This window comes from Evansella tamaricis (assembly GCF_019042215.1).
Taxonomy (GTDB): domain Bacteria; phylum Bacillota; class Bacilli; order Bacillales; family Salisediminibacteriaceae; genus Evansella; species Evansella tamaricis.
On sequence record NZ_JAHQCS010000095.1, the window covers coordinates 28,665 to 50,706 of the forward strand.

Here is a 22,042-nt window from a genome sequence, read left to right on the forward strand (position 1 = left end):
TGCCTATTTTGGCAGAATAGGCGTTGTTAAGAAGTATTGAAACGTTATCGTAAGACAATAAAGGGATGTCCATGAAGGACATCCCTTTATCCGTTTATAAACCACACTTTAATTGGGCGTTACAGTTTGTGCATGTATTACAACCACCAATGTCTTCCACTGTTCCTTTACGGCAAACAGGACATGTGTCCCCAACTTCGCTTCCGTAAGTAACCGAAGTACTTCTTAAGTCAGAGATCGTTTCCACAAGGACAACTGGTTTCTTTGTTCCTTTTGTATCCTCAATTGGATCACCGGCAAGTTCCACAGCATACATATCATTCTCTTCCGCTTTCAAAGTCAATACTTGGGAATCACGGCTACCGTCCACATAAACTGTACCACCTTTTGCTCCTCCATTATAAAGTCGCTCGTAAACCTTCTTAACCTGGTCTACTGTATATCCACGTGGGGCATTTACTGTTTTACTTAATGAACTATCGACCCACCGTTGGATCACACATTGAACATCTGCGTGTGCTTCTGGTGAGAGTTCCATACTTGATACGAACCATTCTGGTAGATTATTTGGGTCCGTTTCTGGATATTTTTCAAGATATTGCTGTAAAATTTCAGCCTTTACTTCAATAAATTTTCCTAAACGACCACTTCTGAAATAGGAAAAAGAAAAGTAAGGCTCAAGTCCTGTGGATACACCAACCATGGTTCCTGTGCTTCCAGTAGGTGCCACAGTTAGTAAGTGAGAATTTCGAATCCCATATTTCAAGATTCCCTGCCTAATATCCTCTGGCATCTTTTTCATATATCCGGTATTAATATATTTCATTCTAAGATGTTGAGTTTCCTGATCATTACTTCCAACGAGGAATGGGAAACTCCCCTTTTCCTTCGCCAGTTCTATGCTTGTACGATAAGCTGTTGTAGCAATCGTTTCAAAAATCTTATCCACAAGCTCATTACCTTCCTCAGAACCATATACCGTTTCTGTGTGTATCAAAAGGTCATGTAAGCCCATTACACCAAGACCAACACGTCTCTCTCCCTTTGCCTGTTTCGTGTTATCCTCAAGGAAATAAGGAGTTGCATCAATAACGTTGTCTTGAAGACGCACCCCAGTTGCAACAGTTTGTTCCAGTTTCTTGTAATCTACTATCCTTTTCTCCCGATCTGCCATTTCAGCTAAGTTTACAGCTGCTAAATTACAGACAGAATAAGGGGCAAGTGGCTGCTCTCCACAAGGATTAGTTGCAACAACCTTTTGACCATAAGCTTTTGCATTGGTCATTTCATTTGCATTATCAATAAAGAAGATCCCTGGCTCAGCTGAATACGTAGCACATATATTAATGAGATTCCAAAGTTCTTTCGCTTTTATTTTCCGATATGTCCGGACACCAAACCCTAAAGCTTGCCACTCACGAACATCACCATATTCATGCCATTCGCGATTGTAGGCTTCCATTTCCTCTTTATTGTAGTTTTCCACATCAGGGAAACGGAGGGCATATTCTTCATCCTTTTCCACAGCTTCCATAAAATCTTTTGTGATACAAACAGAGATATTTGCACCTGTTAAAAATTCGGAGTTGTTTACTGTATAAGTACCACCAGTTCGGAGTTTTTCCTCCGCCTCATGAATAACTTTCGCATCAAAGCCACCGTTTCCGGGGATGTGCTTATAGTTAAGAATACTTTGATACATGGCTTCTTCAAGCTCCGTTAATGGAGTAAATTTCAATTTCTCCTTAATGAGGCGTTGAATATGATTATCTTCTGTATTTTCAAGTAAGTATCGTAAAATTCTCGGATTCTGCATTTTAGAGATGATAAATTCTAAAATGTCAGGATGCCAATCGGCCAGCATAATCATTTGAGCTCCACGTCTGCTTCCACCCTGTTCCACTAAATGAGTAAGCTTCGCAATATCATCTAACCATGACACGGAACCGGAAGATTTACCATTGACCCCACGTGCCAATGTATTTCGTGGTCTTAGCGTAGAACCATTTGTTCCTACTCCACCACCGCGGCTCATGATTTCCATAACTTGCTTCCGGTGCTCCGAGATTCCTTCTCTGGAATCTGCAACAAACGGCATCACATAACAATTAAAATACGTCACGTCCGTTTCTGCTCCTGCTCCGTATAAAACCCTTCCTGCTGGAACAAAGTTCATGTTTACAAGCTCATGATAGAATTTTTCAAAGGATTCTTCCCGTTTTTCACGGTTCGTTTCAACCTCAGCTAATCCTCGGGCATTTCTCTTTGCGATTTGTTCGTAATAGATTTCAAGAGGTTTGTCGATTGTGTCAAGGGAACGATAGACCATTCCAGTTTTTTTCTCTTCTGGATCTTCTAAAACACCAAGGAATTCTTCCTCCACAGCAATCTTTGCCCGGTTTTCCTCCCAATCCAACTCAACGACAAACCCATATCCACGGGCGGGAAACTTTGGATCTGGTTTAACAGTTAAAACAACAAAGTCCCCTTCCTTTAAGGTTTTCTTCTCGGTGTCTTTAAACGTATAGCGGTCTAACATGACCAATCGTGATACTCCACTTTGTTTCAACTTCATATCAGGAGTAATCGGAAATACTTGCGGAAACTGTTCAATATCACGGTTCAGTTCCGCTACGTTGATCGTCTTTTCAGACATAAACGTAGTCATAGGCATACGTCCCCTTCCATAAAAAAAATGTCGTTTTAGCACCTCAACTTTGAGATTTTATCTCTAAATCTAGTTGTCGTAGATCAATCTATAGATGTATTGGCAACATATACCAACTTCTTAGTTTGCTTGTTTTACTATAGCATAAATTCGATGTGTTCATCAATATATAGTGTGTATATTAGATTAAAAAATACTATATATTGATAAATGGTGATGTGTTACTTGTTTTGTCAACTACTATATGTACAGTTAATTCCATGAATAAACGAGATATTTTAAGATAATGACCGATTCCTTTGAAGTTATGACCGTTTTTGTCATTTTTAATAAAAAATAGTCGAACGTTGATATACTTGGATTTCTTTGACCTAAGTGAGGAAGGTTCTATCCCAACTCAGTTATCATATAATAGATTACTAGATTAAAATAACAAAAAACCATTAAAAATCAAATCAAAAATTCCTAAATTTCAACAAGTCTGCACAGGAAAAAAGTCTCATTTTTCCAAATGAAAACATGCCGTATTTACGGCATGTTATAGGTTAAGTTTTAAAATTCCATCTATCTGTACCATACTTCGTTTCCACAAGTTGAGATACTTCCTTTTCCTGGTCCTCGGTTAAGCGGATTGGTTCCAGTTGAATATCCAGTCCTTTCTCAAAACCTTTTTTCATTGCCTGCTTCATTTCTTCCAGATGAATATGTTTATCGGTTAATTCGTTTATAGCAACAGCCTTTGATTTAAAAGCTCGTTGCATTCTTTCCCGAACTTTTTGGCTCGGATATTGAAAGACATCAAAGAGTTTATCTTCATTAAGAGAAAGGATAATGGAACCATGCTGAAGTATTATACCCTTTTGTCTTGTTTGTGCACTTCCTGCAATCTTCCTTCCTTCCACCACCAGCTCATACCATGACGGTGCATCAAAGCATACGGCTGAACGTGGACGCTTTAAGCGATCCTTTTCCTCCTCTGTTCTTGGAATTGAGAACTCTGCCTGAAGACCAAGTAGTCGAAACCCCTCAAGTAAGCCTTCCGAGATGACCCTGTATGCCTCGGTCACCGTTCCAGGCATTTTAGGATGTCCTTCTTCCACAATGACGCTATAAGTTAATTCATCATCGTGGAGTACACCTCTCCCCCCTGTTGGTCGCCGAACAAAACCTAACCCGTGTTTTTCCACGGCTGACAAGTCAATTTCCTTCTCAACTTTTTGAAAATAACCGACGGACAATGTTGCCGGATCCCATCCATAAAACCTTACCACAGGTGGAATTTTTTTCTCGCGGTGCCAATCCATCAATTTCTCGTCTAAAGCCATATTATACGCTGGTCCCTTCAGACCGGAATCTAAGTAATACCAAGTTTCCATTATGTATTTCCTCCTGAAATTGTGATAAAGCTGTTCGTATCCATCCACCGGAAAAATGGATTATAATTTCAAAATTTAAATTATCTTAAGCGCACGTGATACGATTTTTAATACAGTTAATAAATTTTAGGATGATCAGTCTATACTCGTCAGCGTAATGCTTTTTTATTCCGTGTGACATCATCATCAAAATGTTTGAACAACTTCTATCATACAAAAAAAAAGATAATCCTCCAAATCACTTGCTTAATTTTCAAGAAAGGGATTTATTGGCGTTGCACGTTTTGATTTTTCCGTATATCATTTAATATGGAAGAAAGAGAATAGATAGAGAAAAAAGGAGTGGGAAGCTACATGCCTTGGTTGTTAATTGCTACAACAATCGTTTTAATTATTTTCATCGTTATCCGCTTAAAAAAGCCTAGCTATTTAAAACCTTTAGTTCAAGAAGATTTTAAAAAGGACTACCGAAAAGCGCAATTGATTGATATAAGGGAAGAAAGGGAATTTAAAACTGGCTATATTTTAGGTGCGAGAAACATTCCACTTTCTCAAATGCGCCACCGAGCCACTGAAATACGTCCGGACAAGCCTGTTTATCTTTATTGTCAAAATGGAACACGTTGTATCCAGGCAGCGAAACTTCTCCGAAAAAAGCGCGGTGTGGAGGAAGTCATCATGCTTAAAGGCGGATTCCGTAAATGGTCTGGTAAGGTTAAAAAATAACCGGAAAAAGGTAAAAGTCGTTTTTGAGTAGGATATCTAATAACTCTAAAACGGCTTTTTTTATATGTGAAATAAGATGTCCTGCGGGACATGATTCAGGCTGTTGAGAAAGTCTCAACAGCCTTTTGTATCTTCTATTAAATTACTCCGTTGATTTCCTTTGTATATCGTAAAATTGGTTTTCTGGCAGCAGTTGTTTCATCTAAGCGATCAATCACGGTATGGTGTGGAGCTTCCTGAACGATCTCGGGATTTTCCTCCGCTTCTTTCGCGATCTGAATCATCGCATCCACAAACTCATCTAACGTCTCCTTCGACTCTGTTTCTGTTGGTTCAATCATTAAACACTCTTCCACATTTAGGGGGAAGTATATTGTTGGCGGATGGTACCCGAAATCAAGAAGACGCTTTGCAATATCCAACGTACGAACACCAAGTTTTTTCTGCCTTCTTCCAGAAAGAACAAATTCATGTTTACAGTGTTTTGTATACGGTGCATCAAAATATGGCTCTAAGCGTCGGAACATATAATTAGCATTTAGAACGGCATATTCAGATACTTTCTTAAGACCTTCTGGTCCCATCGTACGGATATACGTGTACGCCCTTACGTTAATTCCAAAATTTCCATAGTAAGGCTTCACTCGACCGATGGATTCAGGAATATCATAGTCGAAATAGTACCAATCTCCATCTTTGGCAACCAATGGCTTCGGCAAGTATGGAATGAGATCTTTTTTTACGCCAACAGGACCTGAACCAGGACCTCCGCCTCCATGTGGTGTGGTGAATGTTTTATGCAAATTCAAATGAACGACGTCAAATCCCATATCCCCAGGACGGGTAATTCCTAAGATGGCGTTGGAATTGGCTCCATCATAATAAAGTTTTCCACCTGCTTTATGGACAATTTTTGCCATCTCCACAATCTGTTCTTCAAATAATCCTAATGTATTCGGATTCGTTAACATGAGAGCAGCCGTATCATCACCAACCACTTCCCGTAAATGATCTAAATCCACGAGACCTTTCTCATTGGACCTTACGGTGACAGAATCAAATCCTGCCACAGTAGCTGACGCCGGATTTGTACCGTGTGCCGAGTCGGGAACAATGACTTTCGTCCGTTGATAATCTCCATTTGCCTCATGGTAAGCACGAATCAACATTAACCCAGTCCATTCTCCATGAGCACCAGCTGCAGGCTGTAAGGTCACTTGGTCCATCCCTGTGATTTCCCCAAGAGATTCCTGTAATTTATACATGAGTTCCAGTGCCCCTTGAATCGTCTCTTCTGACTGATATGGATGAAGGTGAGCAAACCCAGGATAACGGGCAACGTCTTCATTAATTTTAGGGTTGTATTTCATCGTACAAGATCCCAATGGATAAAAACCAGAATCCACACCATGGTTTCTTCTTGATAATGCTGTGTAATGTCTTACCAACTGTAGTTCAGAAACTTCAGGAAGTTCTGCTTCCTTTTCTCGCTGATACTCTTCTGGAATTAATTCATTTATATCCACCTCAGGAATATCTAATTCCGGTAAACTATGTCCGATTCTTCCCTCTTGGCTCACTTCAAAAATTAACGACTGATCTTGTGACTTCATTTGATTCCCCCCAATACAGATGCGAAATGATCGATTTCTTCCTTTGTACGAAGCTCTGTTACAGCAACGAGCATCAGATTCTCTTTTTCAGGGTAATCACGGGAAAGATCATAACCACCTAATACACTATGGTTTAACAACTCCTTATTTACCTCTGTAACACTTTTCGGAAGACGTATCACAAACTCATTAAAGAATGGTTTGTCATAAACGATCTCTACTCCATTATTTCTTAATGCTTCCTTAGCATAATTTGCCTTTTGAACGTTTTGTACTGCCATTTCTTTTACACCTTGTTTCCCAAGTGCAGTCATAGTAATGGAAGCTCCTAAGGCGTTCAATGCCTGATTAGAACAAATATTACTTGTAGCTTTATCACGACGAATATGTTGTTCCCTCGCTTGAAGAGTAAGGACAAATCCCCTTGCTCCATGCTGATCCGTCGTTTGCCCCACTAGTCTTCCAGGAACTTTACGCATCAATTTTTTCGTTACGGCAAAATAACCGCAGTGTGGTCCACCTAGCTGCATTGGAATACCAAATGGCTGAACATCGCCAACAACCACATCAGCACCAAACTTCCCAGGTGGCTGCATAATCCCTAAACTCAATGGATTAGAAGAAACAATAAACAGACCTTTCCCTTGATGGGCAATTTTTTCAATCGCAGCCAGATCTTCTATATTCCCTAAAAAGTTTGGGTATTGAACAATGACACTCGCAATATCACCATTGTGTTTTGTCGCCAGATCTTCTAAATCTGTTACCCCATCTTTTTCATCCACTTCCACCACAGTTAAATTTTGACCTTTTGCATTGGACTTAAGAACTTCACGGGACTCAGGGTGAACAGTTTTTGAAACAAGAATCGTTTTTTTCTTCGTCTGCCCGGCACTCATCATTGCCGCTTCTGCTAGTGCAGTTGGCCCGTCATACATGGAAGAATTGGCAATGTCCATCCCAGTCAATTCACAAACCATCGTTTGGAATTCAAAGATAGCCTGCAATTCCCCTTGGGAAATTTCCGGTTGATATGGTGTATATGCCGTATAAAATTCAGAACGTAACAACATATGGTTTACAACAGAAGGGATATAATGTTCATATACTCCTGCTCCCAAAAAGGAAGTGTATTGTTTAACATTTATGTTTTTTTCTGCAAGACGGGACATTTCTTTAACAAGTTTTGTTTCATTTAGTTCCTTTTCTATTTTTAACTGACCATTATATCGGATTTCCTTTGGTATATCTGCAAAAAGTTCCTCGATGGAATCAATCCCAATAGTCTCCATCATCGCTCTTTGATCCTGTTCTGTCATTGGTAAATAGCGAAATTTCATTTTTTCATCCCCCTTAGCTGACTATGCTCGCTTATAAAATGGTGTTGCTACAATTTTTGCTTTTAAACGTTTCTTACGCACTTGAACTTCCACTTCTGTATTCAATGCTTTATATTGTTGGTCCACTAACGCAAGACCAACATTCTTTTTTAACGTGGGAGATTGTGTTCCTGTTGTGACAAAACCTATTTTCTCACCATCTTTAAAAACTTCATAATCAGTTCTAGGAATGCCCTTATCAATCATTTCAATTCCAACGAGTTTTCTTGGGGGACCCTCTTCCTTTTGCTTCTTCAATACTTCTTTCCCAATGAAGTCCTCTTCTTTATCCGTTTTAACAGCAAATCCAATTCCTGCCTCCAGTGGGGAGATATCTTTTGAAAGTTCTTGGCCATATAAAGCTAGACGGGCTTCAAATCGTAATGTATCCCTTGCACCAAGACCGCATGGTAGAATTCCGTCCCCGTGACCAATTTCTAGAATGGATTTCCATAATGAAACGGCATCTTCCGGTTTACAGTAGATTTCAAATCCGTCTTCCCCTGTATAGCCTGTTCTTGAAATAAGAACTTCTTTTCCAGAGAGTTCAACCCCTTCCCGAAACTTAAAGAATGTGATCTCTGAAAGGTCAGTCTTTGTTAATTGTTGTGTAATTTTTTCTGCTAACGGTCCTTGAACAGCAAGCTGGGCATACTGATCTGATACATTAGTTACTTCCACATCAAATCCTGACATATGCTTTAAAAGCCACTCATAATCTTTTGTAATATTAGATGCATTTACAACTAGGAGAAAATCTTGATCTCCCCTTTTGTATAAAACAAGGTCATCCACTGTTCCACCAGTTTCATAACACATGGCATTATACTGACAAGCCCCGTCCTTTAACTTACCAACATTATTCGTGAGCATTTTTTGAAGATATGGTAGGGCACCTTTACCCTTCACTTCTATTTCTCCCATATGGGAGACATCAAAAAGGCCTGCTTTTTTACGAACTGCCTCATGTTCCCCTTTAATACTCGTAAATTGCACTGGAAGGTCCCAACCACCAAAATCGATTGTCTTTCCATTGTGCTCCCCATAAACTTCATACAACGGTGTTCTATTCCCTGACAATGCTTCCACCTCCGATTTCTATAAAATACTATTAATGTTTATAAGATTACAACCCTTCATACTTTGCCAAGCTAATCAAAATACAATGATTACTGTAAGAAAAGCGCAAGCGCCTATGGTCACGAACGTAGGGCAGTGGAGGAATGACAACTAGAAGTCCGCTCTTTGACTTCAGTTGTCACTTCCGAAGTGCCCCGTAGCGAGTAGGAATGGACTGTAAAAGTGGAAAAGCACCACTTTTTCAGTTCCCTTGCGAGTTGGCGATTGAACTAGACAATGCCCGAAGGTGCAAAACTTATAAATTCTTACCTTTCAAAAAAGGCATGAAAAAAGACAGAGACGTGCCCTTTAATGAGCATGTCTCTGTCGTCATTACCTGAGAGTTTCCCTTTTAAGTTGACTATTGGGAGACATTTCATCTCATCCAATACAACCGTAAAGGTTTCCCCTTGGGTGTCCCGAATGGTTTCAGGATCTTTCCAGAGGTGCGTCCAACAAGAGTCTTTTTGCCTGAGAGATTCACTGGTATTATTACAGTTTGCTCCTTCGGCGTCCTCATCATTCCCTTTTTAAAAATGGATTGATGAAGATCTCTCCCCTTGCTATCATTCGCTTATTTGCATTATTAGTAATCCCATACTTATGAAATGTGACGGAATCGTTCATACTAAGAAACAGTCATCTTTATCGTTTCAATTAGTAATGGTTTTTAACTACGTTATTATGGTACCACTTAATTAAAATTCAATAAAGATTTTTTTCTGTAACCTAGATTCATTTTTTTCAAGAAACGTAACTTCGTTTTCAAGAAAGGAGAGAACGATAGTGATTCCTAAAATTCACTTTGACCAAGAATGGGTAGATCAGTTTGAAAATTCACTTGAAAACAACAAAGGGTGGGGGAACTGGACCAAATACAAAATGGCTTTAACAGCTGGAAAACAGAGCCTTGTGAGTGATTTCCAAGGGTTAGTTGCGCCAAAATATTTGCCCACATTAAATATTTACCCTCACCAATATGAAACGGCGGAGGCTGTTATTGAAAAAATGAATGGGAAAGCTATTTTGGCCGATGAAGTTGGTTTAGGGAAAACCATCGAAGCAGGCTTAGTATTAAAAGAATATATGATTCGTGGGCTTGTTAAAAAGGTACTGATTCTCGTGCCAGCGTCGCTCGTTACCCAGTGGTGTCGGGAATTAAATGAAAAGTTTTATATCCCTGCCATTGAACAACGCAAAAATCCGGCATGGGAGCAAATAGATGTGACGGTTACTTCCATTGATACTGCCAAGAGGGAACCACATGCATCTGTCATAAAAGAAATTGATTATGATTTTATCATTATTGATGAAGCACATAAACTAAAAAATAAACACACAAAAAACTATCAATTTGCCAGAAGTTTAAAGAAGAAATTTTGCTTGCTATTAACTGCCACACCAGTTCAAAATCGTTTGAGTGAAGTGTTTCATCTGATTTCCCTTTTGAAACCAGGCCATTTAGGGGATGAGACTAGCTTTGAACAAAAGTATAAAGAAGGAAATGATCATGATCAGTTAAACCAATTAATCCAAAAGGTGATGATACGAAATCGCCGTTCGGACTCTGGGATGGATTGGCCCAAAAGAATCGTACAGACAGTTCCGATTTCTTTTTCTGAAGGGGAGAAAAATCTCTATGACTTGGTTAGTGAAATGAAACACCGATGGTCAAACAGTGTAGAAGCCCAAGGGTTAGCATTTACGACCTTAACTTTGCAGAGGGAAGCGTGTTCCAGTCGGGAAGCTGTCTTTATGACGCTTAAAAATCTCATGGAGCAATATGGTGAGAACCCTAATGTCATGGAAGAATTGAATAAAATTGCAGAGCAAATCAATGAAGTGACAACCAATTCAAAGGCGGAAAGAGCCTTATCTATTATTCAAGAGTCTGATGAAAAAGTTATCATTTTCACAGAATATCGTGCCACACAATTATATTTGCAATGGTATCTCGCTCAAAATGGTATCCGTTCTGTGCCATTTCGAGGAGGATTTAAACGGGGAAAAAAGGATTGGATGAAGCAGTTATTCCGTGACCATGCCCAAGTTTTAATAGCAACAGAAGCAGGTGGTGAAGGAATTAACTTACAATTTTGCAGTAAAATGATTAACTATGATCTCCCGTGGAATCCCATGAGAATTGAACAACGAATTGGGAGAATTCACCGTCTAGGACAAGAACATGATGTGAAAATCTACAATTTTGCGGTAAAGGGAACCGTGGAAGATCATATCTTGCAACTCCTATATAAAAAAATCGGCTTATTTGAAGGGATTATCGGGGAATTGGATGATATCCTTGAGAAATTCTCGGAAAACCAGTTTGAGGATCATGTTTCAAAAATTATTCTCGACTCTGAATCAGAAGGGGAAATTCGAGTGAAATTGGATAATCTCACTTCCATTCTTGCAAGATAGAAAGGAGATTCTAATGCAACAACAAGAGATTCATCAGTATATTAAAAATTTTTTTATTGAAAATGAAAGCACGATAACAGAAGAATCAGATGGTCATTTGTTCATTCAATTATCGGTTGAAATGGATAAAGCATTAATGAACCGTCCATTTTACTGGCACTATGTGGAAAAAATGGGGGGAGTACCAAATCCAATGCAATTGAATTTAATAACGGACTCTTCTAAAGTGCCTGAAGACATGAAGGGGGAAAAAATACATTTTGGATCCCCTAGACTACACCAGATCTTTCAAACCGCAAAACAATTGGGGAGCCATTCCCTCCTTTATGAATCAGTAAATACTAATGGATCCACGGTACCATTAAAACCATGGATCGTCTTAAATGGGGCAGTTTCCTACTGTTGTGATCATAAGAAGGACTATTTTTTTTCTATTGGTCTAAGCCTCATAACCGGGGAAGTCATCCATGATTTCCACGAACTCATTAAAGCAAAAAATTTGCAAGAACAAATCCCTAATTACTGTTTTACAATGACCCCAATCATCAGACCAATTTCCGGAATTGAGCGAATAAAGCGGTTGTTAATAGAAGATCTCGAACAACAGGATCATCAGTGGGCGGAAAATGCACGAAATCGCCAAAAGCAAGACGAACAGCTTCTAGAAGCTTTTTATGAAGGTCAAGAGGAGAAGGGGGATTCATATTACGATGAGAAGAAAGCAATCAAATCTCAGTATGAACCTTCGATCAATATTTCAATCATTAATGGCGGGTTATTTTATTTTTTCAATCACCCGCACCATCACCAAGGACATTCCTTTCATTAAGATTTGTTCTCCGATTCCCACTTCTATGGGACGGAGAGCTGTTCATTCCAAACAATAAGAGGCTAGGACATAAATAAAGTGTTTAATCAAAAATACGAACAACACACAACCTTAGCGAAGTATATTTCATAGCTAATGATTGCATCAACTATCATCATTTTGTTCATATTTCTCCTTTTATCAAAACACTTTTGTCCCAGCCTCAAGGAAAATTATTTTTTCGTGCGACGGAAAGATTGTGAAATAGCAAATGGGACCAACCCAAACCAGCGGTGACTTCTCGGCGGTTGAACACTTTTTCTTTCTTCTCGTTTCGCCTTCCGCTCTTCTTTTGGTTGGTTAGTATACGTTACAAACTGTTGTGTCATGAACTTTACATAATCATTTGTTTTCATTAGCCTCACACCCACTTTTCCAATCTACTATAAGGATTTCCACCATTATATATTCTTATACCCAGTTTAATACTGGATATTTACCCCTTCCATCCATAGAGATATTTCTCCGGTGTCTTTATTAAAGTGGAACTTTGCTCGGCGTACTTTTCCAATTGATGAGAAGGCTTCCAGTAAAATTAGCTCCCCGTCTTTTACTTTAGTTACTTTATAATTTACACTTCCCGTTTCATATTGAATTTTTCCAGCCACTAAACTACCATTTTCTTCTTCCTGTGATAACTGATGAAGAAGATCCTCTAAGCTAGTCATTAACAAATTATCTAGTGTATTCCATTCCTTTTCCAATTGTAAAAAACGTTTCTCACTTTCGTATACACTAAGATAGTGGATAAAAACTAGAGATAAGAGAAACAACATAAAAACAGCAACTAACAATGCCATTCCCCGTTCATTAGTCATCCCATTTCCCTCGATTCCTATCAGGGTGCGGTATGTTACGAACATAACATTCATCACCTATCCCAATAATCGTTAGTTTAATCCCATTCCCCACCACTTCCACTTGGAACTGTTTAACGTTTTGCAAAAACACTTCATGGCCTGTTCTGTTAACTCTTCTTCGAACCTTATCTTCATACAATTCAAATTGGATGGTAGCACCATCTTCTGGTCTATCATAGAACAGCACCGTTTGCTGAGGGTTTGTCCAATAATTGGCACTTCTTCGAAAATCCATTTGAAGCTGCGAGAAAAATAAGACTCTTTCTTCATGTCGGATCGTTTCAATATTTTCTTTACTTAATACACCAAAGGTAAGTGGAAAAACCGAGATAATAATTAGCAGGATAGAGAAACTAATAATTACCTCAATAAGAGTCATTCCATCCTCTTTCTTTTTTACCAAGTAAGCACCTTTCATAATAACGTCCATTTCCCCCTTCCCAGTAAGCACAAATGACAGTTCTACCATTACTGAAAACGGAATGGATTTGATATTCCACTCCATCATTGACAATGGAGAGTTCTTCTTCCACATTCCCATTGGATTTGAGGTCGTAGATTTCCTTATTTAAGAATTCTTCGATATACCGTTCTTGCCTTATAGTCAACCTTTCCTGTTGCACTGTCACAAGTGCTGGAAGAATCGTTGAAACAGCAATAGAAAAAAGGAGCAAAGCACACATTACTTCAATATACGAAAACCCTTTATTATTTATCAAAGTAAAAACGCCCCCTGACAAACTGAAAAACTAAGGTATACTTTTTTCCGGAATAGTAAAAATGAATCGTTCCAGTTGAATGTAAATTTCCACTCGTTAGGTAGCGAATATTATCCATATCTAAGGATCCTTTCGTTACTCTTAATCCCTTGGGCAATGATCGTCTTACAAACACTGTAGTTCCATGGCGGACAATGTACTCATTGGTTGTTGGGAAAAACGCTACACTTACAAGCATCCCTTTTGAAATAGCAGTCATTTGTGCTTCATACAAATCTTTTTCCAATTGTTCAAAGAAGTAGTCCAGATCATTTGTTTGTGCCACGCCGTTAAATTGAGGTGACGATATGAGGAGGATCGTCGTAATTAAAAATAAGACCATACACGTTTCGGTCAATGTATATCCCCACTCTTCATTAATCCTTCTCCCTTTATGATTCATCTTTCACGATTTTACCATTGGAAAGTTTTAATCCGGTTCCATCTGGACATTGAAGTGTATCCACGTAATCTGGTTTTAGAACACTTAAATCCGTTACCTTCTGTCCTTTTTCTATCTCATAAGCAATCATTTGTGCACTTACAAGGTCAATGGTGGCTTCACATCCCTTACTCCTTGCCATTTCCTGATTTTTTCCTAAATTAGGAACTGCAATTAAAAGTAAGACTGAAATGATCACAAGAACGATCATCATTTCAATTAGGGTAAATCCCTTTCTATTTTTTAAATATCTCATTTTTATTTTCCTCATTTTCTATACTCCTTTAAAGGTTAATCCGATAAGCTTTGTAAAAAAATCTATCATAAATGCCTACCTTTCGATATAATGGACATGTCTATTAATTGTTACGCTTTTGTTAAAGGTTCCATTCAAACAGCAGAAATGTGATTGAAGTATACATCACATCAGCATGGAACGATAACAGTGCCAAATGTTAATCAAATGGGGGTAATTTTGTTGCTAGATCAACAGCTTTATGAATTACTTAAAGAGGATTTTTACAATGGTTTACAAAGGTCGCTCACTACAGAAGAAAAAGAATTATTGCGTTGGATTAGCTACAAGGAATTCCGTCTAAATGGAATAACACTGGAAACAAAACTATAATTATATTGTTATTCCGCCTCTTTAGTCCATTGCTAAAGGGGTTTTAATTTTTTATTAACCTACCATCCATCTACTATATGGAATATTGGTAACATCATCGATAAAAAAAGGAACATAACCACAATTCCAATCAGACCAATTAACATAGGTTGCAATACTGTCATACCATGCTGTATCCGATCAAATGTTGTTCGAAATAGGAAATTAGCATACTTCTCCAATTCCTTCCCGATGCTCCCTTTAGCCTCTCCCAAGGCAATAATAGATGACAATTGCCCTTCAAAATACGTACGTTTCTCTATACTTTCAGACAATAAATCTCCGTTTATTAAGTCCTGCATAATACTTGTTGCTTCTATTTGAAAAAAAGGTAATTGGGAATCTTCTTGTAAAATGACTAAAGCACGATGGAGAGAAAAACCATTCACCAATAAAGGAGCAAGTTGTGAGGCAAGGTAATACGTTAAAATTGTTTTCATTACAGGACGGATGAATGGAATTTTCATACAAAAATGAATCTGTTCATAAACACTTTTTCTACGGAACCAAATAATAACTAAGAAGATTATTCCTAGGAGGACTAATAAAACCGGTAACTTAAAGATGGACAACAGGACTATAACAAGTTTTGTCATGACCGGTAATTCTTGGTCCACGGATTCAAAAAAAGCCAAAAAGTGAGGAAATACACCTTCAGATAGAATGCTCCCCATTATGATTAAGCCCACGAACAAAAATAACGGATAACTTAACACTTTCTTGCCCTTATGGGACAATTCATGCTTTTTTTTTAAGATAGAAGATCCATTCATTAATCCCTTTTTTAAATCTCCGTATCTCTCCGACAAATGGATAATGTTTATTACTTCTTTTGAGAATCCCCCCGCCGATAATTGTGGTGCCAAATCATCGCCAGCTTCTAAAGCCAAATACAAATTCCTGCACCAATCTTTACGTTTGCCTTTCTCAAATTCCATTAATAGTTGCAAAGACTCTGATAAACTATATCCTTCATCAAATAAAGAATGTAGTTGGAGGAGCCAATCACTCCTAGCTAAGTTATTTCTAAAAACTCTTTTTCCCACTCCATTCAATACCACCTTTCCCACCGATTTTACGGAATTCCTCTTCACTCAGATAACCTAAAGCGATCCCTTTTAATATCATTTTAGATAAAGTAATTATGTTTACTGCTGGTACTTCCCCCTTGCTTAAACTTGAAGTTACTGCGTCTAACTTATCCCCTGTGAGAATCTCATAAATAGCACCTCTTCTTCTGGACCTTTGTTTTCTACAATTGGGCTCACAAGCTGAACCGCAGTGTGGGCAAACGATATCAACTAATTGCTGAGCAACGATTCCCCGTACTGTCTCCTTTATATCTGCAGGGTTAATTCCTAATTCCTGAAGTCTTCTGACAGCATTTATAGTGGAGTTACAGTGAAGCGTGGAAAGGACCAGGTGCCCCGTCATGGCGGTTCTTACAGCCATTTCTGCCGTTTCCTTATCACGTATTTCTCCAATCATAATCAGGTCTGGATCATGACGCAATAAACTTTTTAGTCCTGTGGCATAAGTAATTCCAGCCCGTTCATTAATCTCCATCTGTAAAAATTCGTCATACTTTTGTTCAATTGGGTCTTCGAGGGTAATAATATTCCTTTTCATCTTGTGAAAACTGTTGTGGAGTAATGAATAGATAGTGGATGTTTTTCCTGATCCAGTGGGGCCACAAATAATAACAAGTCCATGGGATTGTTGGGTTAATTGAAGTAATAGACGTGATTGAGAAGGGAATAAAGAAAGGTGTTGAATCGTTTGGTGGTTATCATGTGGAAATAATCGAATTACTAACGTCTCATGAAAAGAGGAAGGGAATGTGGATAACCGAATGGAATACCTTCTTGTGGTAAGGGGGATTTCCAGTGCGCTGTTTTGAGGTCTTCGCCGTTCACCTACATCCATACCTGAGATGAATTTCAAATGTCCAATAATTTTTGTCATCGTTAAAACGGGTAGAGTTTCTATTTCCACTAATTGACCGTCAATTCGAAATCGGATGGAAGCCATTTTCTCCATCGGGACAAAGTGAATATCTGAGGCGCGAAAAGCTACTGCTCTGAGTAAAATATCTTTCATTTTCCGTTCAACTTCCATGTCATTTATCACCAACTTTCCATACTTTGGTTTTTTCTAGCAATTTCATTATTCCATTTTCTATCGAAAAAATCATTTCTTTTTCACGGTCAAATGTGTATATTTTGTTAACATTGTGGAACCTTAAAGTTATAGCATATTGGGATGTAGCCAAGCGGTAAGGCAACGGACTTTGACTTCGTGACGCGTAGGTTCGAATCCTGCCATCCCAGCCATACATAAAATGCCCCAACCACTGATCAGTAGTTGGGGCACTTTCATTATTTCTTATTTCGTACGCAGTTCTTCCACATCTTCTTTTAATTTCTCCCGTGTATCTTCAATTTCACTTACAACCTTCTGAGCAAGTTTTTTGCCTTCTTCTTTTTCGGAATCAATTGTATCTTTTACATCATTTAATAATTCTTTACCTGAGTCCGACGCTTTTTTGCTGACTTCTTCTGTTTTCTCTGCGAGACGATCCCACTGATCTTTGGCAACCCTTGTCCATTCGCTTGACTTATCCTTCGCTAACTGTCCGTACTCTGTCCCTTTTTCCTTGGCAACATTCGTGAACTCAATCGTTTTATCTTTAGCAACTGTAGCCTTTTCATTAATATCACTACGTAATTCTTTCCCAGCTTTTGGTGCAAATAACATGGCAGATGTTGCTCCAATTACACCACCGATAATAGCACCAATAATAAAGTCTTTCGTATCCATTTTACTCATTCTACTACCTCCTAATTTCCTTTTGAAATGCCTTTAATTATTTGTTTCTATTCCCTCTTTTTCCGTACTTATAAACCACTATTTTTTTGTACATGTACCTATTTAAATTAATGTTCACAAAATTGTGCGGGACCAGGTCCCCTTAAATACCGCCAATTAAGTAGTTTTACCACTTAACTAAATTGAAAATACATTTATTTCTGACTTGTCCTATACTATAATGGGATTAGCTTATCGTGAGGAGTGAATCATGATGGAACAACAAACATTAAAGATTACAGGGGTACTTTCGGATCCAACGCGGTTTTCCATTTACCAATATGTAGCCCGTCAGCATCGGGATATTACCGTTCAGGAAATTGCGGACACGTTCAAGATCCATGCAAATGTGGCCCGTCTCCATTTAACAAAATTAGAAGACGTTAATATGCTTATATCTGATACGAAAAAGACAGGAAAGGGCGGGAGACCCAGTCGTTATTACAACTTATCTCAGGAAGTTGTCAGTTTACAGTTCCCATACCGAGACTATCAGCGTTTATCAGAAATTGCAATTAAAACGCTCTGTTCCCTTGGAGAAGCAGGGGCAAAAGCTCTGGTGGAAACGGGAGAAACATTTGGACGGGAATCAGCGAGAGACTTTGTTGGATCCCTTGACCAAAATATTGATCAACTCTCCCCGAAAGAGAAGGTAAAATATATCGAAAAGATCGCATTGAATCAAGGACTAAATCCAGAAATATTTTATGATGAAGAAAAAAACGAAATGACATTTCGAATATATAATTGTACGTATAAAGAACTAGTTATGAATAATCGTGCCATCTGTGGAATGCATCATGCCCTCATTCAAGGTATCATTAATTATTTCTTTGATTGTACGGTTTTAGAACAGGAATCCAGTATGCTTGAGAAGAACGAAATGGCTTGTACGTATACTACTGTCGTGTTATCACAACCATAAACATAAATTATCTTTTGCATTGAACTGTATTTCGTTTTATAATAAAGTGAACTGTTTATGACATATTATAAAGAGATGCAGTTACATAAAAGGAGGGAAGCATCGTGGATCGTATGTTCCGTGTTTGCGGCTTCTGGACTGGAATAATGGCCGTTTTATTTATGGTAGGTGACATGCATGAAATGTCAATCCTGTTCTTCGGACAAACTGGTGCTTTTGTTGCACTTAGCTATTTGAAACTATCCGAAAGGGCATATATGTACATTTTTGGAGCCTATTTAACATTATTCTTCGTCGGATTTACTTACTATGCAACATTTATTCTTCAACCTGGTATTGGTGGTCACTAATACTGAGGTGAAAGCTTCTTACTCACAGTCTGTGATGTAAAACAATTCACCTATAATAAACCCCTTGGCGTTTCCGAGCCAAGGGGTTTTTATGTTGTACTTTTTTATTTATTAATCTGGTAAGGGTCTTCATTGAACAAACCATAGTTTTCCGAGTGCACTACGTTTTTCCCTTGAATGTTCACTTGAAACGACGAACTGATTCCTCCAGGCTGCACGAGAGTTTGAATTGCCCGATTAAGCTTAAATGTTTCACTAAATGGGTGATAATCCTTGACCTCTTCTAAAAATGTAAATAATCCTGCTTTTAAAAGAAACTTATCCTGCCGCTCGTGGAAAATCTCTGAAAAGTTATTTTCCCGTAATATTTTTCTAAATGCATCCCATTGAATGTGGGAGGTGAGGTCCATTTCTCCAGGATACTGTAAAGGGTTGTTGATCATTTGATGCTGATAATATCCCCTTAATGATCCATCACGCCTCTCTGGTGCGATAAGCTCATTATTTGAATATCCATAATCCACTGTGACGATGATTCCATGGTTTACCCATGAAGCCACCTGTCTTAGCCACTCTTTCATCGATAAGTTAATTTCCGTTCGATGTTGTAATGGAAGTTCTGGTCCGTAATGATCAAGCCAATGTATTATATCCTTGTTCGAACAAGGAACCAATTTTTCTTTTAATGTCCCCTCTACTAAGTCCACTTTCACTTCCAAGTACCCAGATTCCGTTTTTTCAACAACATCCACTGGAAAGGCATCTATCAATTCATTGGAAAAAATAATTCCGTTAAAGGAAGGCAACTTTTGTCTTACTTCTTCAAAATCTTGAAACATCTGGATCTTGTCATATAACTCCCCCACCGTCTCTTGTATTCCCCTTTGATGGTAAGGACTTGTTTCAACGATTAAATATTGAACTTTTTCAAAGAGATCTCCATCATTTTCCTTTAAACAAGACAACACATTCCTTGCAAATCTTCCGTCACCTGCTCCCCACTCACAAATTACTGGAAATAAACCTTCTTTCTTAATCACATCGGAAAAGAACCGGGCAAATGTCTTTGCAAAAACGGGGTGAACATGATTGCTCGTGTAAAAATCCCCTTCTTTGCCAAGTTTAATGTGATCTTTCTTATAGTATCCATATTCGGGATCATATAATGCTGTCTCCATATATAAGGAAAAACTCCAAGGTGATGCTGATTTCTTTTTAAGTTTTTCAATAACTCCCATTAGTAAATAATCCCCTCTCGCAGCAATATTATGGATTGGAATTGTAACTTTTTCTATAAGATCTACACGGTGAAAAAATAGGATAACATCATTGACATAGTGTTAATGTAGAATTATAATGAACTTGTCAGTAGAACAATGATCTTCGGGAGTTCCCCCTCCCCCCTCAAAAGTTCATTGATACTTGATTAACTCCCCAAACGGCCTCCTATGTTCCCCATAGGAGGCCATTTTTTTACCAACCAAACCCATTTATGAATGGATTAATTTCTTTTTCTTTCCCTATTGTTGTAACCGGTCCATGTCCATTTGCCACAATCGTCTCATCAGGAAGTGTAAGCAGTTTCTCGTGTATGGAATTCAATAACGTGTCTTGATCTCCTCCAGGCAGATCGGTACGCCCAACTCCTCCATGAAACAAAACGTCCCCTGAAAAAATGACATTCTCGTCAGGAACATAAAAAGAAACACTTCCTGGAGAATGTCCAGGTGTTTCATAAACCGTAAATTCCATCGAACCAATTTTTATTGGAGTTTCATCAGAGATAAAGATATCAGCAGAGTCTGTTTTTATTTCAGGAATTCCCTCGAAAAGACCTGAACCATTTAAAAGTGGATCTGTCAGCCAGTCCTTTTCTTTAGTATGTAAATAAACAGGTGCATGGAATGCCCTTCTGATTGCATCAACTGCTCCAATATGATCAAAGTGGGCATGGGTTAACAAGATTCCCTTTATCGTAATTTCCTGTTCCCCTATGAAGGTAAGTAACCTTTTTGCATCTCCACCCGGGTCGATCATTACCCCTTCCTTATTATCACCATAAAGAACATATCCGTTCGTCTGTAACGGACCGAGAGCAATTTGTTTCCAATTCATGTAATCTTCCTCCTGACAGCTATGAAAATGCTTATTTTACTATTGTACTATGAGTATAAAGTGAATTCACTTGTTTTTAGGAGTTTCTCTCGACAAACATGGGAAAACCCAGTAAAATAATATATGTATTTTATGGACATAATAAACAGGTAGTTTTGGAACGAATGAACGGTTCATACAAGCAGTGAACTGGTTAAATTCCAGTACATAAATGGTTCAAAGGAGGATTTTTAATATGGTATTAGCAATTATGACACTTTTAATTTCAATCTTAGCGGCAATTGGTTTGGTTCAGGAATTAAAGCGAAAAAACTTCTTTGCAGTTGGATTTGCGTTCGTTACGGTCACCGTATTAGGATGGTTTTCAGTAATGACCATTTGGAAGACAATATTCCCGAATACAGATGAAGCACTTCATTTCATTCAAGCTGTGATGATGACCAACTGGAATTTATTCTAACGATCGATTAAAAGATCAAAAAGGAACGGAAAAATTTCCGTTCCTTTTTTCTTACTCTTTTTTATTCGCTATTTTGTCCATGTGTTTGGCTCTCTTCAGACTGTTCATCACTATTCTGTCCGTTCAACCGTGACCGAACAGCATTTCGTTTTCCTTCCATTGTGCTTTCCTTATCTCTACGGTCATCGATCCTAACATTAATTGCTACCCGCTTATAACCTAATTGAAATGGAACTTCATGAATCTCCTGTAAAATATCATATAGCACAGGTACTTCCCCTTCGATTATTGTACTCATTGGTGTTAACTCAAACTGAATTTTCTTATCCGTTGTCTGTAGAAGTTTGTGAATTTCTGCCACAACAGGAGAAACACTTGTCTTCTCAGACCCAATCGGAATTACGGTAATATCTGCAATTGCCAAATA

Annotated in this window: 24 protein-coding genes, 1 tRNA gene and 2 riboswitches; of the genes, 8 read left to right on the forward strand and 17 right to left on the reverse strand. The window is 38.3% G+C overall.

Going from position 1 to position 22,042, the window contains the following annotated elements:
- Positions 1–94: 94 nt before the first annotated feature.
- Entirely contained in the window at positions 95–2,668 is a 2,574-nt protein-coding gene (locus KS419_RS10765; protein ID WP_217066411.1) for a vitamin B12-dependent ribonucleotide reductase, read from the reverse strand.
- A gap of 545 nt (positions 2,669–3,213) precedes the next feature.
- A complete protein-coding gene (locus tag KS419_RS10770; protein WP_217066412.1) occupies positions 3,214–4,044 on the reverse strand; it encodes a lipoate--protein ligase family protein in 831 nt (276 codons plus the stop codon).
- A 354-nt stretch (positions 4,045–4,398) separates the two neighbouring features.
- Here KS419_RS10770 and KS419_RS10775 point away from each other — a divergent pair, with 354 nt between their 5' ends.
- Entirely contained in the window at positions 4,399–4,770 is a 372-nt protein-coding gene (locus KS419_RS10775) for a rhodanese-like domain-containing protein (protein WP_217066413.1), read from the forward strand.
- 137 nt (positions 4,771–4,907) lie between these two features.
- On the opposite strand, the gene gcvPB is transcribed toward KS419_RS10775, so the two are convergent.
- Genes gcvPB through gcvT form a run of 3 tightly spaced genes read right to left on the reverse strand, consistent with a single transcriptional unit; the run spans position 4,908 to position 8,842 of the window.
- The gene (gene gcvPB, locus KS419_RS10780; protein ID WP_217066414.1) at positions 4,908–6,383 is read right to left on the reverse strand and encodes an aminomethyl-transferring glycine dehydrogenase subunit GcvPB; all 1,476 of its coding nucleotides are present in this window, start codon (positions 6,381–6,383) and stop codon (positions 4,908–4,910) included.
- On the reverse strand, positions 6,380–7,723 hold the full coding sequence (gene gcvPA, locus KS419_RS10785) for an aminomethyl-transferring glycine dehydrogenase subunit GcvPA (protein ID WP_217066415.1): 1,344 nt from the start codon (positions 7,721–7,723) through the stop codon (positions 6,380–6,382). Before gcvPA ends, gcvPB begins: the two co-directional genes overlap by 4 nt.
- Before the next feature lie 21 nt (positions 7,724–7,744).
- Complete coding sequence (gene gcvT, locus KS419_RS10790) at positions 7,745–8,842, reverse strand: glycine cleavage system aminomethyltransferase GcvT (RefSeq protein ID WP_217066416.1); 1,098 nt, start codon at positions 8,840–8,842, stop codon at positions 7,745–7,747.
- 361 nt (positions 8,843–9,203) lie between these two features.
- Positions 9,204–9,327: riboswitch (glycine riboswitch) on the reverse strand.
- 3 nt (positions 9,328–9,330) lie between these two features.
- A riboswitch (glycine riboswitch) is annotated at positions 9,331–9,451 on the reverse strand.
- Positions 9,452–9,667: 216 nt separating this feature from the next.
- Here gcvT and KS419_RS10795 point away from each other — a divergent pair.
- Both KS419_RS10795 and KS419_RS10800 read left to right on the forward strand, forming a co-directional pair.
- Positions 9,668–11,302 (forward strand): DEAD/DEAH box helicase, encoded by a 1,635-nt coding sequence (locus KS419_RS10795; RefSeq protein WP_217066417.1) that lies wholly within the window; start codon positions 9,668–9,670, stop codon positions 11,300–11,302.
- Between the two features lie 13 nt (positions 11,303–11,315).
- On the forward strand, positions 11,316–12,131 hold the full coding sequence (locus KS419_RS10800; protein WP_217066418.1) for a YqhG family protein: 816 nt from the start codon (positions 11,316–11,318) through the stop codon (positions 12,129–12,131).
- Between the two features lie 212 nt (positions 12,132–12,343).
- On the opposite strand, the gene KS419_RS10805 is transcribed toward KS419_RS10800, so the two are convergent.
- From KS419_RS10805 to comGC, 6 genes are all read right to left on the reverse strand, one after another.
- Positions 12,344–12,526, reverse strand: coding sequence for a YqzE family protein (locus KS419_RS10805; RefSeq protein WP_217066419.1), 183 nt, complete (start codon positions 12,524–12,526; stop codon positions 12,344–12,346).
- A gap of 66 nt (positions 12,527–12,592) precedes the next feature.
- On the reverse strand, positions 12,593–12,988 hold the full coding sequence (comGG, locus tag KS419_RS10810) for a competence type IV pilus minor pilin ComGG (protein ID WP_217066420.1): 396 nt from the start codon (positions 12,986–12,988) through the stop codon (positions 12,593–12,595).
- The gene (locus KS419_RS10815) at positions 12,981–13,460 is read right to left on the reverse strand and encodes a ComGF family competence protein (RefSeq protein WP_217066450.1); all 480 of its coding nucleotides are present in this window, start codon (positions 13,458–13,460) and stop codon (positions 12,981–12,983) included. The genes comGG and KS419_RS10815 overlap by 8 nt, the downstream gene beginning before the upstream one ends.
- A complete protein-coding gene (locus tag KS419_RS10820; RefSeq protein WP_217066421.1) occupies positions 13,396–13,749 on the reverse strand; it encodes a type II secretion system protein in 354 nt (117 codons plus the stop codon). Before KS419_RS10820 ends, KS419_RS10815 begins: the two co-directional genes overlap by 65 nt.
- Positions 13,739–14,191: a competence type IV pilus minor pilin ComGD gene (gene comGD, locus KS419_RS10825; protein ID WP_217066422.1), complete on the reverse strand. Its 453-nt coding sequence runs from the start codon at positions 14,189–14,191 to the stop codon at positions 13,739–13,741. Before comGD ends, KS419_RS10820 begins: the two co-directional genes overlap by 11 nt.
- On the reverse strand, positions 14,181–14,501 hold the full coding sequence (gene comGC / locus KS419_RS10830) for a competence type IV pilus major pilin ComGC (RefSeq protein ID WP_246593783.1): 321 nt from the start codon (positions 14,499–14,501) through the stop codon (positions 14,181–14,183). Before comGC ends, comGD begins: the two co-directional genes overlap by 11 nt.
- Before the next feature lie 138 nt (positions 14,502–14,639).
- Between comGC and KS419_RS10835 the strand changes: the two genes are divergently transcribed.
- Entirely contained in the window at positions 14,640–14,858 is a 219-nt protein-coding gene (locus tag KS419_RS10835) for a hypothetical protein (protein WP_217066423.1), read from the forward strand.
- Between the two features lie 59 nt (positions 14,859–14,917).
- On the opposite strand, the gene comGB is transcribed toward KS419_RS10835, so the two are convergent.
- Together comGB and comGA are read right to left on the reverse strand one after the other, a co-directional pair.
- A complete protein-coding gene (comGB, locus tag KS419_RS10840) occupies positions 14,918–15,943 on the reverse strand; it encodes a competence type IV pilus assembly protein ComGB (RefSeq protein WP_217066424.1) in 1,026 nt (341 codons plus the stop codon).
- Positions 15,924–17,015 (reverse strand): competence type IV pilus ATPase ComGA, encoded by a 1,092-nt coding sequence (comGA, locus tag KS419_RS10845; RefSeq protein WP_217066425.1) that lies wholly within the window; start codon positions 17,013–17,015, stop codon positions 15,924–15,926. Before comGA ends, comGB begins: the two co-directional genes overlap by 20 nt.
- 140 nt (positions 17,016–17,155) lie before the next feature.
- On the opposite strand from comGA, the gene KS419_RS10850 reads away from it, so the two are divergent.
- Positions 17,156–17,230, forward strand: a tRNA-Gln gene (locus KS419_RS10850).
- Positions 17,231–17,282: 52 nt separating this feature from the next.
- Here the strand turns inward: KS419_RS10850 and KS419_RS10855 are convergent.
- Positions 17,283–17,726 (reverse strand): YtxH domain-containing protein, encoded by a 444-nt coding sequence (locus KS419_RS10855; protein ID WP_217066426.1) that lies wholly within the window; start codon positions 17,724–17,726, stop codon positions 17,283–17,285.
- 253 nt (positions 17,727–17,979) lie between these two features.
- On the opposite strand from KS419_RS10855, the gene KS419_RS10860 reads away from it, so the two are divergent.
- Positions 17,980–18,690, forward strand: a complete 711-nt coding sequence (locus KS419_RS10860) for a helix-turn-helix transcriptional regulator (protein ID WP_217066427.1) — start codon at positions 17,980–17,982, stop codon at positions 18,688–18,690.
- A gap of 104 nt (positions 18,691–18,794) precedes the next feature.
- Positions 18,795–19,040: a DUF2626 domain-containing protein gene (locus tag KS419_RS10865; protein WP_217066428.1), complete on the forward strand. Its 246-nt coding sequence runs from the start codon at positions 18,795–18,797 to the stop codon at positions 19,038–19,040.
- A 104-nt stretch (positions 19,041–19,144) separates the two neighbouring features.
- Here the strand turns inward: KS419_RS10865 and KS419_RS10870 are convergent, their stop codons facing one another.
- Both KS419_RS10870 and KS419_RS10875 read right to left on the reverse strand, forming a co-directional pair.
- Positions 19,145–20,278, reverse strand: coding sequence for a class I SAM-dependent methyltransferase (locus KS419_RS10870; RefSeq protein WP_217066429.1), 1,134 nt, complete (start codon positions 20,276–20,278; stop codon positions 19,145–19,147).
- Between the two features lie 235 nt (positions 20,279–20,513).
- Positions 20,514–21,155: an MBL fold metallo-hydrolase gene (locus KS419_RS10875; protein WP_217066430.1), complete on the reverse strand. Its 642-nt coding sequence runs from the start codon at positions 21,153–21,155 to the stop codon at positions 20,514–20,516.
- Between the two features lie 235 nt (positions 21,156–21,390).
- Here KS419_RS10875 and KS419_RS10880 point away from each other — a divergent pair, with 235 nt between their 5' ends.
- Positions 21,391–21,615, forward strand: a complete 225-nt coding sequence (locus tag KS419_RS10880; protein ID WP_217066431.1) for a DUF2759 domain-containing protein — start codon at positions 21,391–21,393, stop codon at positions 21,613–21,615.
- Between the two features lie 61 nt (positions 21,616–21,676).
- On the opposite strand, the gene KS419_RS24890 is transcribed toward KS419_RS10880, so the two are convergent.
- Positions 21,677–22,039 carry an MTH1187 family thiamine-binding protein gene (locus KS419_RS24890; protein ID WP_246593790.1) on the reverse strand — a complete coding sequence of 121 codons (363 nt, stop codon included), beginning with the start codon at positions 22,037–22,039 and terminating at the stop codon, positions 21,677–21,679.
- Between the last annotated feature and the right edge of the window lie 3 nt (positions 22,040–22,042).